General features: G+C 71.5%; 15 protein-coding genes. 12 read left to right on the top strand and 3 right to left on the bottom strand.

Features of this window, described 5'->3' with window-relative positions:
- Positions 1-456 (bottom strand): luciferase domain-containing protein, encoded by a 456-nt coding sequence (locus AC3RJ7_RS07125; RefSeq protein ID WP_491455091.1) that lies wholly within the window; start codon positions 454-456, stop codon positions 1-3.
- Positions 457-642: 186 nt separating this feature from the next.
- On the opposite strand from AC3RJ7_RS07125, the gene efp reads away from it, so the two are divergent.
- Together efp and nusB are read left to right on the top strand one after the other, a co-directional pair.
- Positions 643-1,206, top strand: coding sequence for an elongation factor P (efp, locus tag AC3RJ7_RS07130; protein ID WP_491455092.1), 564 nt, complete (start codon positions 643-645; stop codon positions 1,204-1,206).
- Entirely contained in the window at positions 1,206-1,619 is a 414-nt protein-coding gene (nusB, locus tag AC3RJ7_RS07135; RefSeq protein ID WP_244853870.1) for a transcription antitermination factor NusB, read from the top strand. The genes efp and nusB overlap by 1 nt, the downstream gene beginning before the upstream one ends.
- Before the next feature lie 7 nt (positions 1,620-1,626).
- Here the strand turns inward: nusB and AC3RJ7_RS07140 are convergent, their stop codons facing one another.
- Positions 1,627-2,109: a glycosyltransferase gene (locus AC3RJ7_RS07140; protein WP_491455093.1), complete on the bottom strand. Its 483-nt coding sequence runs from the start codon at positions 2,107-2,109 to the stop codon at positions 1,627-1,629.
- Positions 2,110-2,306: 197 nt separating this feature from the next.
- On the opposite strand from AC3RJ7_RS07140, the gene AC3RJ7_RS07145 reads away from it, so the two are divergent.
- Positions 2,307-2,822 (top strand): DoxX family protein, encoded by a 516-nt coding sequence (locus AC3RJ7_RS07145; protein WP_491455094.1) that lies wholly within the window; start codon positions 2,307-2,309, stop codon positions 2,820-2,822.
- A gap of 11 nt (positions 2,823-2,833) precedes the next feature.
- Here AC3RJ7_RS07145 and AC3RJ7_RS07150 read toward each other — a convergent pair whose 3' ends face one another.
- Entirely contained in the window at positions 2,834-3,460 is a 627-nt protein-coding gene (locus AC3RJ7_RS07150; RefSeq protein WP_491455095.1) for a hypothetical protein, read from the bottom strand.
- A gap of 158 nt (positions 3,461-3,618) precedes the next feature.
- On the opposite strand from AC3RJ7_RS07150, the gene pyrR reads away from it, so the two are divergent.
- The 9 genes from pyrR to rpoZ all read left to right on the top strand — a co-directional run bounded on the left by pyrR (position 3,619) and on the right by rpoZ (position 13,622).
- Complete coding sequence (gene pyrR / locus AC3RJ7_RS07155; protein ID WP_491455096.1) at positions 3,619-4,170, top strand: bifunctional pyr operon transcriptional regulator/uracil phosphoribosyltransferase PyrR; 552 nt, start codon at positions 3,619-3,621, stop codon at positions 4,168-4,170.
- Positions 4,167-5,117 (top strand): aspartate carbamoyltransferase catalytic subunit, encoded by a 951-nt coding sequence (locus AC3RJ7_RS07160; RefSeq protein ID WP_491455097.1) that lies wholly within the window; start codon positions 4,167-4,169, stop codon positions 5,115-5,117. The genes pyrR and AC3RJ7_RS07160 overlap by 4 nt, the downstream gene beginning before the upstream one ends.
- On the top strand, positions 5,117-6,460 hold the full coding sequence (locus AC3RJ7_RS07165) for a dihydroorotase (protein WP_491455098.1): 1,344 nt from the start codon (positions 5,117-5,119) through the stop codon (positions 6,458-6,460). The genes AC3RJ7_RS07160 and AC3RJ7_RS07165 overlap by 1 nt, the downstream gene beginning before the upstream one ends.
- Entirely contained in the window at positions 6,453-7,004 is a 552-nt protein-coding gene (locus tag AC3RJ7_RS07170; protein WP_491455099.1) for a PH-like domain-containing protein, read from the top strand. The genes AC3RJ7_RS07165 and AC3RJ7_RS07170 overlap by 8 nt, the downstream gene beginning before the upstream one ends.
- Positions 6,997-8,208 (top strand): glutamine-hydrolyzing carbamoyl-phosphate synthase small subunit, encoded by a 1,212-nt coding sequence (carA, locus tag AC3RJ7_RS07175; protein WP_491455100.1) that lies wholly within the window; start codon positions 6,997-6,999, stop codon positions 8,206-8,208. Before AC3RJ7_RS07170 ends, carA begins: the two co-directional genes overlap by 8 nt.
- A complete protein-coding gene (carB, locus tag AC3RJ7_RS07180) occupies positions 8,208-11,498 on the top strand; it encodes a carbamoyl-phosphate synthase large subunit (protein WP_491455101.1) in 3,291 nt (1,096 codons plus the stop codon). Before carA ends, carB begins: the two co-directional genes overlap by 1 nt.
- Positions 11,495-12,376 carry an orotidine-5'-phosphate decarboxylase gene (gene pyrF / locus AC3RJ7_RS07185; protein WP_491455102.1) on the top strand — a complete coding sequence of 294 codons (882 nt, stop codon included), beginning with the start codon at positions 11,495-11,497 and terminating at the stop codon, positions 12,374-12,376. The genes carB and pyrF overlap by 4 nt, the downstream gene beginning before the upstream one ends.
- Entirely contained in the window at positions 12,369-13,289 is a 921-nt protein-coding gene (gmk, locus tag AC3RJ7_RS07190; RefSeq protein ID WP_491455103.1) for a guanylate kinase, read from the top strand. The genes pyrF and gmk overlap by 8 nt, the downstream gene beginning before the upstream one ends.
- A gap of 75 nt (positions 13,290-13,364) precedes the next feature.
- Positions 13,365-13,622 carry a DNA-directed RNA polymerase subunit omega gene (rpoZ, locus tag AC3RJ7_RS07195; RefSeq protein WP_231430904.1) on the top strand — a complete coding sequence of 86 codons (258 nt, stop codon included), beginning with the start codon at positions 13,365-13,367 and terminating at the stop codon, positions 13,620-13,622.

Below are 13,622 nucleotides of genomic sequence, written 5' to 3' on the forward strand. Positions count from 1 at the left end.
TCAGGCGCCTCGCGCGTAGTCGAGGCTCTCGGCGACGATCGCCATGACGACCTCGAGTTCGGGCTCGTCTCGCGGGCCGTAGACCATGAACTCCGTGCCGTAGTCCTCGTACTGGTGCGGCTCGGCCCAGCCGAGCGCGGTCAGCCGTGCGCCGCGCTCGGCGGGCAGGACGAGGTGGATCGAGGTGTCGGCGACGCCGTGCAGGTGCACGGGCTCCAGCCGCCCGTCGGGGAAGAGCGAGGTCTCGGGGGAGCGCGCCGTCTCGAGGTCGACGAGGAAGACCGCCCGCGACGACTTCGGCGAGACCTGGCTGTGTCCCTCGACGACGCCGTCGAGGGCGAAGACGGTCGCGACGAGCCGTCCCCACATCTCGGGCGCGGCCTGCTGCGAGAGCTGGCGCTGCGGGCCCTCGGTGGAGACGAGCGGTCGGGGGCCGGGGCGCGGTGCGTCGATCATCCCGCCAGCGTAGGGCCTGCGCGAACGGCTCCGCCCCGAGGCATCCGCGCAGCCGGCGGCCGCGCCCACCCGCGTTGGCGATGCCGGAGCCGAGCGACTAAACTCGATCGACTGAACTTCTCTGGCCGGGTCCGGCCGAGCCTCTTCGCAACCGAACACACGAACAACCGAACGGATCGTATACGCATGGCAAGCACCGCTGACATCAAGAACGGCGTCGTCCTCTCGATCGACGGGCAGCTCTGGAGCGTCATCGAGTTCCAGCACGTCAAGCCGGGCAAGGGCGGTGCGTTCGTGCGCACCAAGCTGAAGAACGTCGTCAGCGGCAAGGTCGTCGACCGCACCTACAACGCGGGCGCCAAGATCGACATCGAGAACGTCGACCGCCGCGACTTCACCTACCTCTACAACGACGGCGACGGCTTCGTGTTCATGGACGCGACCGACTACGACCAGATCACCGTGCCGGCGACGGTCGTCGGCGACGCCGCGAACTTCATGCTCGAGAACCAGGCCGTCACGATCGCCCTGAACAACGGCAACCCGCTCTACGTCGACCTGCCCGCCTCCGTCGTGCTCGAGATCACCTACACCGAGCCGGGCCTCCAGGGCGACCGCTCGACCGGCGGCACCAAGCCCGCGACGGTCGAGACCGGCTACGAGATCCAGGTTCCGCTCTTCCTCGAGACGGGCACCAAGGTCAAGGTCGACACCCGGTCGGGCGACTACCTCGGCCGCGTGAACGACTAGTGAGCGCACGTACGAAGGCGCGCAAGCGCGCGCTCGACATGCTGTACTCGGCCGACATGCGCCAGGTGCCCGTCGAGCAGATGCTCGTCGTCGAGGCGCAGAAGGCGGCGAACGAGCCCGAGCGCCAGGCGTCGTGGCTCTACGCCCGTGAGATCGTCGACGGCATCGTCGACCACCGCACCGAGATCGACGAGCTCATCGAGACGCACTCGCGCGGGTGGACGCTCGAGCGCATGCCTGCGGTCGACCGCGCCCTGCTCCGCATCGGCGTCTGGGAGATCGTGTACAACGACGAGGTGCCCGACCCGGTCGCGATCGCCGAGGCCGTCGAGGCGGCGACGGTGCTCTCGACCGACGACTCGGCCGGGTTCGTCAACGGCCTGCTCGCCGCGGTCTCGCACGCGAAGGCCTGATCCCGGCTCACGCCGGAGCGTCGCGTCGGCCACGAAGCATCCGCATCGCGTGGTCGACGACCTCTCGGCGTCCGTCGTACGCCCGGAGCGCACGTCCGACGGCCCGCGCGTTCGCACGGTAGGCCGGGTCCTGCATCAGCCGGCGGAGCACTCGTCCGACCACTCGTGACGACGGGCGCCCGGTGCGCACGTCGATGCCGGCACCCGCCCACGTGACGCGGGCGGCAGCCCCGGGTTTGTCGAGGTCGCCGCCCGCGACGACGAGCGGCACGTCGGCGGCGAGCGCGGCGAGGATGCCGCCCCAGCCGCCGTTGGTGATCATCGCGTCGCAGTGCGGCAGCAGCGCCGCGTGCGGCAGCGGGCCGGCGACGCAGGCGGCACCGGTGTACACGCGGGTCCGGTGGCCGGCCTCGACGAACGCGCCCGCGACCGCGGCCATCGGGGCGGCGTGCCCGTGGAACGGCGTCACCGCGATCATCACGTCGACCATGCCCGATTCGATCACCGTGGGCGCCGGAGCCGTGGCCCGTGAACGGGGGGAGCGCGCACGGTGCCCCGAGGAACGGCTCGGGGTTCGCCCCGAACCGGATTCAGCGGTGCTCCGGGCGACTCGCCCTGCTCGCCGCGATTCGATGGGGAACCGTCGCCCCTCGGCGTACTCCACTCATCGAATCGAAAGGCCCCGAAATGTCATCCACCACCCTCGGCACCGGACGCACCGCTCCGTCAGCCGGCCTCGACCACGTGCTCGACCGTGCCGATGCGGCCCAGGCCGTGCTGCAGCGGTTCTTCGCCCGCACCGGCGCCCCGGCCCTCCGCGTCTCGCTCGGCGTCGTGTTCGCGGTGTTCGGCGCACTCAAGTTCATCCCCGGTGCGAGCCCCGTTGACGACCTCGTCGTGCGAACGTGGAACGCACTGTCGTTCGGCATCGTGGACGGCTACGCGGCGATGGCCCTCACCGCCGCGCTCGAGGTGTTCGTCGGGCTGACGTTCATCACCGGGTGGCTCCTGCGCATCGGCCTGCTCGCGCTGGCGGCGACCTTCGTCGGCATCTTCTCGCCGCTCGTGTTCTTCGGCGGCGAGCTCTTCAGCGTCGCGGGACCGACGCTCACGGCGCAGTACATCCTGAAGGACGTCGTGCTCGTCGCGGCCGCGATGGTCGTCGCGGCCGGCGCCCTCACCCGCCCGATCCGTCGCCGGTGACCGCCCCGGCGCTACCGTCCGCCCGCATCCGACGCCGAACGGCCCCTGCCCAGCGCGGGGGCCGTTCCGTCGTCCGCCCGTTCGCCCCAGGCCGCGAGGGCCGCGGCTGCGAGGCCGAGCCCGACGAGGCTGCCGTGCGGCCAGTAGGTGAACAGCACGGTCGAGCCGATGATGATCGGCAGGAGCGCGGCGAGGAGCAACCGCTCCCACTGCGGGGCTCGGCCGCCGGTCGCGAGGGCGACGACGATGCCCCACACCCCGATCGCGAGGAGCGCGAAGATCTCGGCTCCCCACAGCGCATGCCACGGGGCATCCGCAGGGTGGTTCGCGTACGAGATGGCCGTGATCGGCGCCGCAGCCAGCACGAGCCAGCCGAGCACCCGGCCCGTCCAGCCGAGCGCCGCGAGGGTCGGGCCGGTCGCGAGCCAGACGAGCAGGAACGACAACGCCGAAGCCGCCCCGAACACGAGGTAGAAGTCGCCGGCGCCGATCGCGGTGAGCCACCCCCGCAATCCGTCGTACACCGGCAGCGCGTCGATCGCCGCCAGCCAGTCGGGGGAGTCCGCCCCCGACCACACGGCCTGCTGGGGCGGGAGGAGGATGAACGCCCAGGCCGCCGCCGCGAGGGCGGCGACCACGCACCAGGGTCTCGAGGGATGCCGTCGCATGCCCGAACCATAGCGCCCGCGACGACGCCACGGCACCCCGCCGATGCGGGTCATCCACGGACGGCACGGTAGACTGGCGCGAGTTGGCAACCTTTAAGGCCGTCCTGAGAGGCGGAGAAGGGAGTCGGTTGATGGCACGTGCCGTGCTCAGTCAGGCTGACATCCAGCGGGCGTTGACCCGTATCTCGCACGAGATCCTCGAATCCAATCGCGGAAGCGGCGATCTCGTCCTCCTCGGCATCCCGACGCGCGGCGTGATCCTCGCCCGTCGCATCGCCGAGACCATCGCCCGCATCGAGCCCGACTCGCCGTCGCCGTCGGTGCTCTCGGGCTCGCTCGACGTCACGATGTACCGCGACGACCTGGGCCGCACGCGAACGCGCACGCCGTCGCCGACCGAGCTGCCGCCCGGCGGCATCGACGGGAAGACGGTCGTGCTCGTGGACGACGTGCTCTACTCCGGGCGCACCATCCGCGCCGCGTTCGATGCGCTCGCCGATCTCGGCCGCGCGCGCGCCGTGCGCCTCGCGGTGCTCGTCGACCGCGGCCACCGCGAGTTCCCGATCCGCGCGGACTTCGTGGGCAAGAACCTGCCGAGCTCGACTCGCGAGCGCATCAACGTCCGCCTCGTCGAGATCGACGGCGACGACGCCGTCACGATCGAGGGAGGCGACGAGTGAAGCACCTGCTCGGCACGCGCGACCTGACGCGCGACGACGCGATCGCCCTCCTCGACATCGCCGAGGACATGGCCGCCGTGCAGGAGCGCGAGGTCAAGAAGCTCCCGACCCTGCGCGGCAAGACGGTCGTGAACCTCTTCTTCGAGGACTCGACCCGTACCCGCATCTCGTTCGAGGCCGCCGCGAAGCGGCTGAGCGCCGACGTCATCAACTTCAGCGCGAAGGGCTCGAGCGTCTCGAAGGGCGAGAGCCTCAAGGACACGGCGCAGACCCTCCAGGCGATGGGCGCCGACGGCGTCGTCATCCGGCACCACGCGTCGGGCGCCCCGCAGACGCTCGCGACGAGCGGCTGGATCGACGCGGGCGTCGTGAACGCCGGCGACGGCACGCACGAGCACCCGACCCAGGCGCTGCTCGACGCGTTCACGATGCGTCGGCGCATCCACGGCGCAGCCTCCCGCGGACGCGGGCTCGACGGCGTGCGCGTCGTCATCGTCGGCGACATCCTGCACTCCCGCGTCGCCCGCTCGAACGTCTGGCTGCTGGACACCCTCGGGGCCGAGGTCGAGCTCGTCGCCCCGCCGACGCTCGTGCCGGTCGCGACGGGGTCGTGGCCGGCCGCCGTCGGCTACGACCTCGACGCGGCGCTCGCGAACTCGCCCGACGTCGTCATGATGCTCCGCATCCAGGCCGAGCGCATGCACGCGGCGTTCTTCCCGAACAGTCGCGAGTACACCCGCACCTGGGGTCTCGACGACGCCAGGTTCGACGCGCTGCCGCCGACTACGATGGTGATGCACCCCGGCCCCATGAACCGCGGGCTCGAGATCTCGGCCCGTGCGGCGGACTCGCCGCGGTCGACGGTGCGAGAACAGGTCGCGAACGGAGTATCAGTGAGAATGGCCGCCCTCTATCTGCTGCTGTCGGGCGAACGGGGTGAGGCCTGATGGGCGAGCGCCACCTCATCACCGGAGCGACGCTGCCGAGCGGCGAACGCGCCGACATCCTCCTGGCCGACGGCATCATCGCCGAGGTCGGCACGATCGCGGATGCCTCGGGCGCGACGGTCCACGACGCCGACGGCCTCGTGGCACTGCCCGGTCTCGTCGACCTTCACACGCACCTGCGCGAGCCCGGCTACGAGCAGAGCGAGACGGTGCTCACCGGCACCCAGGCCGCCGCCGCGGGCGGGTTCACCGCCGTCTTCGCGATGGCGAACACGTTCCCGGTGGCCGACACCGCGGGCGTCGTCGAGCAGGAGGCGAGCCTCGGCCGTGCGGCGGGCTACGCGACCGTGCAGCCGATCGGCGCCGTGACCGTCGGCCTCAAGGGCTCCGAGCTCGCCGAGCTCGGCGCGATGGCGCGGTCGCGCGCGAACGTGCGCGTCTTCAGCGACGACGGCTTCTGCGTCTCCGACCCGCTGCTCATGCGCCGGGCGCTCGAGTACGTGAAGGCGTTCGACGGCGTCATCGCGCAGCACGCGCAGGAGCCGCGGCTCACCGAGGGCGCCCAGATGAACGAGGGCCCGCTCTCGGCCGAGCTCGGGCTCACCGGCTGGCCCGCCGTCGCCGAGGAGTCGATCATCGCGCGCGACGTGCTGCTCGCCGAGCACGTGGGCAGCCGGCTGCACGTGTGCCACGTGTCGACCGCGGGGTCGGTGGAGGTCATCCGCTGGGCGAAGGCCCGCGGAATCGACGTCACCGCCGAGGTCACGCCGCACCACCTGCTGCTCACCGACGACCTCGTCGCCGGCTACGACCCGCGGTTCAAGGTCAACCCGCCGCTGCGTCGCGCAGAGGACACGCTCGCGCTCCGCGAGGCCCTCGCCGACGGCACGATCGACATCGTCGCGACCGACCACGCCCCGCACCCAGCGGAGGCGAAGGAGAGCGAGTGGGATGCCGCGGCGAACGGCATGGTCGGACTCGAGTCGGCGCTCCCGGTCGTGCACGCGGCCATGGTCGAGACGGGGCTCATCGGCTGGGCCGACGTCGCGCGGGTGCTGTCGCACGCGCCCGCCCGTATCGGCAGGCTCCGCGGGCACGGCGAGGCGATCGCCGCGGGCGCGGCCCCCGAGCTCACGCTGTACGACCCGCAGGCGAGTGGCGTGTTCGACCTCGACCGGCTCGCCGGCCGCAGCGTGAACTCGCCCTACCTCGGGCGCACGCTGCCCGGTCGGGTGGTGGCGACGTTCCACGCGGGTTACGCCACGTATCTCGACGGCCGCGTGCGACCGGCCGAAGAGATCGCCGGGCTCGCGGCGCAGGCGACCGGGGGCGCGCATGGATAAGGCGATCGGCGCGATCGTCGCCGTCGCCGTCATCGCGGTCGTCGCCTGGCTGGTGCTGCGATCGTGGCGCCGCCGGACGCAGCGCGACGCCGCCCTGTCGGCGCACGCGCTGCCCGTCGCCCTCGGCGCCGCGGTGCTCGAGGCCGAGGTGCTGTACGTGGCCACGACCCCCGCCGGAGAGCCGCTCGAGCGGCTCGCGGTGCCCGGTCTCGCCTTCCGGGGCTCCGGCCGGGTCGAGATCGTGCCCGAGGGCGTGGTCCTCCGCATCGCCGGCGAACCGGTGAGCTTCATCCCCGCCGATCGGCTGGTCGGCGCGGCGACGGCGACGTACGCGATCGATCGCGGGGTCGAACCCGAGGGGCTCATCGCGGTGAGCTGGATCGCCGCACTCGACGACCCCGAGGCCGAGCCGCCTCGGGTCGACAGCTACCTCCGCGCCCGGTACCCGGGCGACCAGGCCCGGATCATCCGGGCCATCGAAGACATCGCCGCCGCGCCCGAGGCGCCGCGGCCGGAACACGAGAGCGAGGCCTCGGATGACTGAGACTGAGACCCCCGACAACGCGACCGAATCCGTTGCCACGACCGCCGAGCCGGCGACGCACGGCCGCACGATCGAGCCCGCCGTGCTCGTCCTCGAGGACGGCACCCGTTACGAGGGCCGTGCCTACGGCGCCCGCGGGCGCACGGTCGGCGAGGCGGTCTTCGCCACCGGCATGACGGGCTACCAGGAGACGCTGACCGACCCGTCCTACGCCGGCCAGATCGTCCTGATGACGGCGCCGCACATCGGCAACACCGGCATGAACGACGACGACGAGGAGTCGAACCGTATCTGGGTCGCGGGATTCGTCGTGCGCGACCCCTCCCGCGTGGTGTCGAACTTCCGCTCGCAGCGGAGCCTCGACGACGACCTCGTCTCCTCGGGCGTCGTCGGCATCTCGGGCATCGACACCCGAGCGCTCACGCGCCACCTGCGCTCGGCCGGCGCCATGCGCGCCGGGATCTTCTCGGGCGACGACGCCGCGCTCAGCGCGGGCGAGCAGCTCGCGGTCGTGCAGTCGGGCGCGCAGATGTCGGGCCAGAACCTGTCGGGCACGGTCTCGACCTCCGAGCCGTACACGCTGCCCGCCGAGGGCGAGCGCGCCGGCTCCGTCGCCGTCCTCGACCTCGGCGTGAAGACGTCGACCCTCCACTACCTCGCGGAGCGGGGATTCGACGTTCACGTGCTGCCCCAGACGACGACCGCCGACGCGATCCTCGCGATGCGACCCGACGCGCTGTTCTACTCGAACGGCCCCGGCGACCCGTCGGCGTCCGACCAGCACGTCGAAATCCTCCGCACCGTGCTGCGGGCCGGGGTGCCCTACTTCGGCATCTGCTTCGGCAACCAGCTGCTCGGCCGCGCGCTGGGCTTCGGCACCTACAAGCTGACGTTCGGGCACCGCGGCATCAACCAGCCCGTCCTCGACCGCGCCACGGGCCGCGTCGAGATCACCGCGCACAACCACGGCTTCGCCGTCGACGCCCCGATCGACGCGGTGAGCCAGTCGACCGAGGGCTTCGGGCGCGTCGAGGTCAGCCACGTCGGCCTCAACGACAACGTGGTCGAGGGGCTCAACTGCCTCGACATCCCCGCGTTCAGCGTGCAATACCACCCCGAGTCGGCCGCCGGCCCGCACGACGCCAACTACCTCTTCGACCGGTTCCGCGACATGGTCATCGCGAGCAAGGAGAACGGCAACTAATGCCCAAGCGCGTCGACATCAACTCCGTCCTCGTCATCGGCTCAGGGCCGATCGTCATCGGCCAGGCCGCCGAGTTCGACTACTCCGGCACCCAGGCGTGCCGCGTGCTCCGCGCTGAGGGGGTGCGGGTCATCCTCGTGAACCCGAACCCCGCGACGATCATGACCGACCCCGACTTCGCCGACGCGACGTACATCGAGCCGATCACGCCCGAGATCATCGAGCAGATCATCATCAAGGAGCGCCCCGACGCGGTGCTTCCGACCCTCGGCGGCCAGACCGCCCTCAACGCGGCGATCGCGCTGCACGACGCCGGCATCCTCGAGAAGCACGGTGTCGAGCTCATCGGCGCGAAGGTCGACGCCATCCGCAAGGGCGAGGACCGCCAGCTGTTCAAGGACCTCGTGATCGAGGCGGGCGCCGACGTCGCCCGCTCGCACGTCGCGAAGACGCTCGACGAGGCCAAGGCCTTCGCCGAGGACCTCGGCTACCCGCTCGTCGTCCGCCCGTCGTTCACGATGGGCGGACTCGGCTCGGGCTTCGCCTACACCGAGGACGACCTCGTGCGCATCGTCACGCAGGGCCTGCACGACTCGCCCACCACCGAGGTGCTCCTCGAGGAGTCGATCCTCGGCTGGAAGGAGTACGAGCTCGAGCTCATGCGCGACACCCACGACAACACGGTCGTGGTCTGCTCGATCGAGAACGTCGACCCCGTCGGCGTGCACACGGGCGACTCGATCACCGTCGCGCCGGCGCTCACGCTCACCGACCGCGAGTACCAGAAGCTCCGCGACATCGGCATCGACATCATCCGCGCCGTGGGCGTCGACACCGGCGGCTGCAACATCCAGTTCGCGGTCGACCCCGACAACGGCCGGGTCATCGTCATCGAGATGAACCCGCGCGTCTCGCGGTCCAGCGCGCTCGCATCGAAGGCGACGGGCTTCCCGATCGCGAAGATCGCGGCGAAGCTCGCGATCGGCTACCGCCTCGACGAGATCCCGAACGACATCACTCGCGTGACCCCGGCGAGCTTCGAGCCGACGCTCGACTACGTCGTCGTCAAGGTGCCGCGGTTCGCCTTCGAGAAGTTCCCCGCCGCCGACCCGACGCTCACGACGACCATGAAGTCGGTCGGCGAGGCGATGGCGATCGGCCGCAACTTCTCGACCGCCCTGCAGAAGGCGCTGCGCTCGCTCGAGAAGCGCGGCTCCTCGTTCCACTGGGGCGAGGAGGAGCGCTCGGTCGATGAGCTGCTCGAGCAGGCGAAGGTGCCGACCGACGGCCGGATCGTGCTCGTCCAGCAGGCGCTCCGCAAGGGCGCCACGATCGAGCAGGCCTTCGAGGCGACGAAGATCGACCCGTGGTTCCTGGACCAGATCGTGCTCGTCAACGAGGTCGCGGCCCACGTCGCGGCCGCCGAGGCGCTCGACCACGACACCCTGCTGCTCGCGAAGGACCACGGCTTCTCCGACGCGCAGATCGCCGAGCTCCGCGGCTTCGGCAGCGAGGCGGACGCCCGCGAGGTGCGCCACATCCTCGGCATCCGCCCGGTGTACAAGACCGTCGACACCTGCGCGGGGGAGTTCCCGGCGCTCACGCCCTACCACTACTCGAGCTACGACGTCGAGACGGAGGTCGAGCCGAGCGACCGGCGCAAGGTCGTCATCCTCGGCTCGGGCCCGAACCGCATCGGCCAGGGCGTCGAGTTCGACTACTCGTGCGTGCACGCCTCGTTCGCGCTCTCGGCCGCTGGCTTCGAGACGATCATGATCAACTGCAACCCCGAGACCGTCTCGACCGACTACGACACGAGCGACCGGCTCTACTTCGAGCCGCTCACGCTCGAGGACGTGCTCGAGGTCATCCACGCCGAGTCGCAGACGGGCGAGCTGGTCGGCGTCGTCGTGCAGCTCGGCGGCCAGACCGCGCTCGGCCTCGCGAAGGGCCTCGAAGCGGCCGGCGTGCCGATCCTCGGAACCACCCCCGAGGCGATCGACCTCGCGGAGGAGCGCGGGCTCTTCGCCGGCATCCTCGAGGGCGCCGGCCTCCTCGCCCCGCGCAACGGCACCGCCATCGACCTCGCCGGCGCGCAGCACGTCGCGGAGGGCATCGGCTACCCCGTGCTCGTCCGCCCGAGCTACGTGCTCGGCGGCCGCGGCATGGAGATCGTCTACGACTCCGCCTCGCTCGCCGACTACTTCGCGCGCATCGAGGGCCAGGGCATCGTGGGCCCGAGCCACCCGCTCCTCGTCGACCGCTTCCTCGACGACGCGATCGAGATCGACGTCGACGCGCTCTACGACGGCACCGACCTCTACATCGGCGGCGTCATGGAGCACATCGAGGAGGCCGGCATCCACTCGGGCGACTCGAGCTGCACCCTTCCGCCCGTGACCCTCGGCCGCGCCGAGGTCGACCGGGTGCGCGAGGCGACGCGCGCGATCGCCGAGGGCATCAGCGTGAAGGGCCTGCTCAACGTGCAGTTCGCGATCGGCGCAGGGGTGCTCTACGTGCTCGAGGCGAACCCGCGCGCGAGCCGTACGGTGCCGTTCGTGTCGAAGGCGCTCGGCATCCCGCTCGCGAAGGCGGCGAGTCGCATCATGGTCGGTGCGACGATCGCGGAGCTCGTCGCCGAGGGGCTGCTGCCGGCCGCCGACGGCTCGCGCATCCCGCTCGACGCCCCAGTGGCCGTCAAGGAGGCGGTGCTGCCGTTCCACCGCTTCCGCACCCGCGAGGGGATCATGGTCGACTCGGTGCTCGGCCCCGAGATGCGCTCGACCGGTGAGGTCATGGGCATCGACCGCGACTTCCCCCGCGCCTTCGCGAAGAGCCAGCTCGCCGCGTACGGCGGCATGCCCGACTCGGGCACGGTCTTCGTCTCGGTCTCCGACCGCGACAAGCGCGCCATCATCCTGCCGGTGCTGCGCCTCCAGCAGCTCGGTTACGAGATCGCCGCGACCGAGGGCACCGCCGAGGTGCTCCAGCGCAACGGCATCCGCGCGCGCGAAGTGCTGAAGTTCCACGACAAGCCCGCCGCGGACGCGATGAGCGTGGTCGAGCTCATCCACCGCGGTGAGGTCGACGTCGTCGTGAACACGCCGAGCGGGCGCAGCTCGCGCGCCGACGGCTACGAGATCCGTGCGGCGGCCGTCGCCGCGGACATCCCCCTCTTCACGACCATCGCCGAGCTGTCGGCGGCCGTCGCGTCGCTCGATGCGAAGGACGGCGGCTTCGAGGTCACGAGCCTGCAGGACTACGCCCGGAAGCGGGAGGTGACCGCGTGACCGACGTGGTCATCCCGTTCGGCGAGCGGCTCGGAGCCGTCTTCGCCGCCTACGGGCGGCTCTGCGTGGGCATCGACCCGCACGCGTCGCTGCTGTCGGCGTGGGGTTACGACGACAGCGCGGCGGGCGTGCGCGAGTTCGGGCTGCGCACGGTGGATGCCGCGGCCGGGCGCGCCGGCATCGTGAAGCCCCAGGTCGCCTTCTTCGAACGGCACGGTGCCGCGGGCTACGCCGCACTCGAGCGCGTGCTCGCGGAGGCGCGGGACGCCGGCCTCGTGGTGATCGCCGACGTCAAGCGGGGCGACATCGGCACGAGCGTCGACGCGTACGGCGAGGCGTGGCTGCGGCCCGGTTCCTCGCTCGAGGCCGACGCCATGACGATCAGCGCCTACCAGGGGCTCGGCTCGATCGAGTCCGTGATGACGGCGGCCGAGCGCTGGGGCAAGGGCCTCTTCGTGCTCGCCGCGACGTCGAACCCCGAGGCCGCCGCCATCCAGCGGGCCGTGCTGACCCAGTCGAGCCGCGAGGGCTCGACCGTCGCCGGGGCGATCGCCTCCGGGGTGACGAGCTGGAACCAGGGCCGGCCCGACGCCGCCGACCGCGAGTTCGCCTCGATCGGCCTGGTGCTCGGCGCGACCGTCGACCTGGCGGCGTCGGGCATCGACGTGCACGGCGACGCCCCGCGTCCCGGCCTTCCGGTGCTCGCACCCGGTTTCGGCCACCAGGGCGGGGAGGTGCGCGACCTGCGCGCGATCTTCGGTTCGCTGTCGGCGGGCGTCATCGTGAGCGAGTCGCGATCGCTGCTCTCGGCCGGGCCCGACGGCCTCGCCGACGCCGTCGCCCGCCGCATCGACGAGATCGGAGCCATCGATGTCTGATCGCCCCGTGACGGCGACCAACCCCCCCGAGGTCGACCGGGTCGCCGCCTCGCGAGCCGCGGTCGCGGCCCGCCGGGCGCGCGCGGGCGTCAAGGCGGACGTCGCCGCTTCGCGGCGAAGCCCGCTCGACGTGCTCCGCGTCGCGTACGAGGACCCCGAGGGCGTCGAGGGACGTCTCCGGGTGACCGAGTTCCTGACGTCGATCCCGGCGATCGGCGCGACGAAGTCGGCCCGCATCATGCAGGAGCTCGAGATCTCGACGTCGAAGCGGCTCGGCGGCCTGGGCCGCCTCCAGCGCCGACGGCTGCGCGAGTTCATCGCCGAGTGGGTCGCCGCGCACGGCGGCACGGGCGACCGGCTCGTGGTGCTCGCCGGCCCGACCGCGGTGGGCAAGGGCACCGTCGCCGGGTACATCCGCCAGCACCACCCCGAGGTTCGGCTCTCGGTGTCGGCGACCACGCGCGACCCGCGACCCGGTGAGGTCGAGGGGGAGAGCTACTACTTCGTCGACGACGCCGAGTTCGACCGCATGATCGAGGCGGGCGAACTGCTCGAGTGGGCGACGGTGCACAACGCGTACCGGTACGGCACGCCGCGGCGCCCGGTGGAGGAGGCGATCGCCGCCGGCCGGAGCGTGCTGCTCGAGATCGACATCCAGGGTGCGCGTTCGGTGCGTCGTGCGATGCCCGACGCCACGCTCGTGTTCCTGCTGCCGCCGAGCTGGGACGAACTCGTCCGTCGGCTCGTCGGACGCGGCACCGAGACGGCCGCCGAGCAGCAGCGACGGCTCGAGACCGCGAAGGTCGAGCTGGCCGCGGTGGACGAGTTCGACCACCAGGTCGTGAACCACGACGTCGGCGAGGCCGCCCAGAAGGTCGTAGACTTGATGCGACCTCGCAAGGGCCGACGCTGAGCCGTTCCGGTTCGGCCTCCCTCGCCTCGAGCTTTCGAGCGCCACGAGCGCATCCCACGATCAAGGAGTCATTCCATGGCTGAGAAGCAGTCCGGCATCATCGACCCGCCCATCGACGACCTGCTGTCGAAGGTCGACTCGAAGTACCAGCTGGTGATCTTCGCGTCGAAGCGCGCGCGTCAGATCAACGACTACTACGCCGACCTGCACGAGGGCAGCCTGTTCGACAACGTCGGCCCGCTCGTCGACTCGTCGATCGACGACAAGCCGCTCTCGGTCGCCATGCACGAGATCAACGAGGACAAGCTCCGGCTCCGCCCCCTCGGCGAGTGA

The sequence above is a fragment of the Agromyces solani genome, assembly GCF_058349925.1.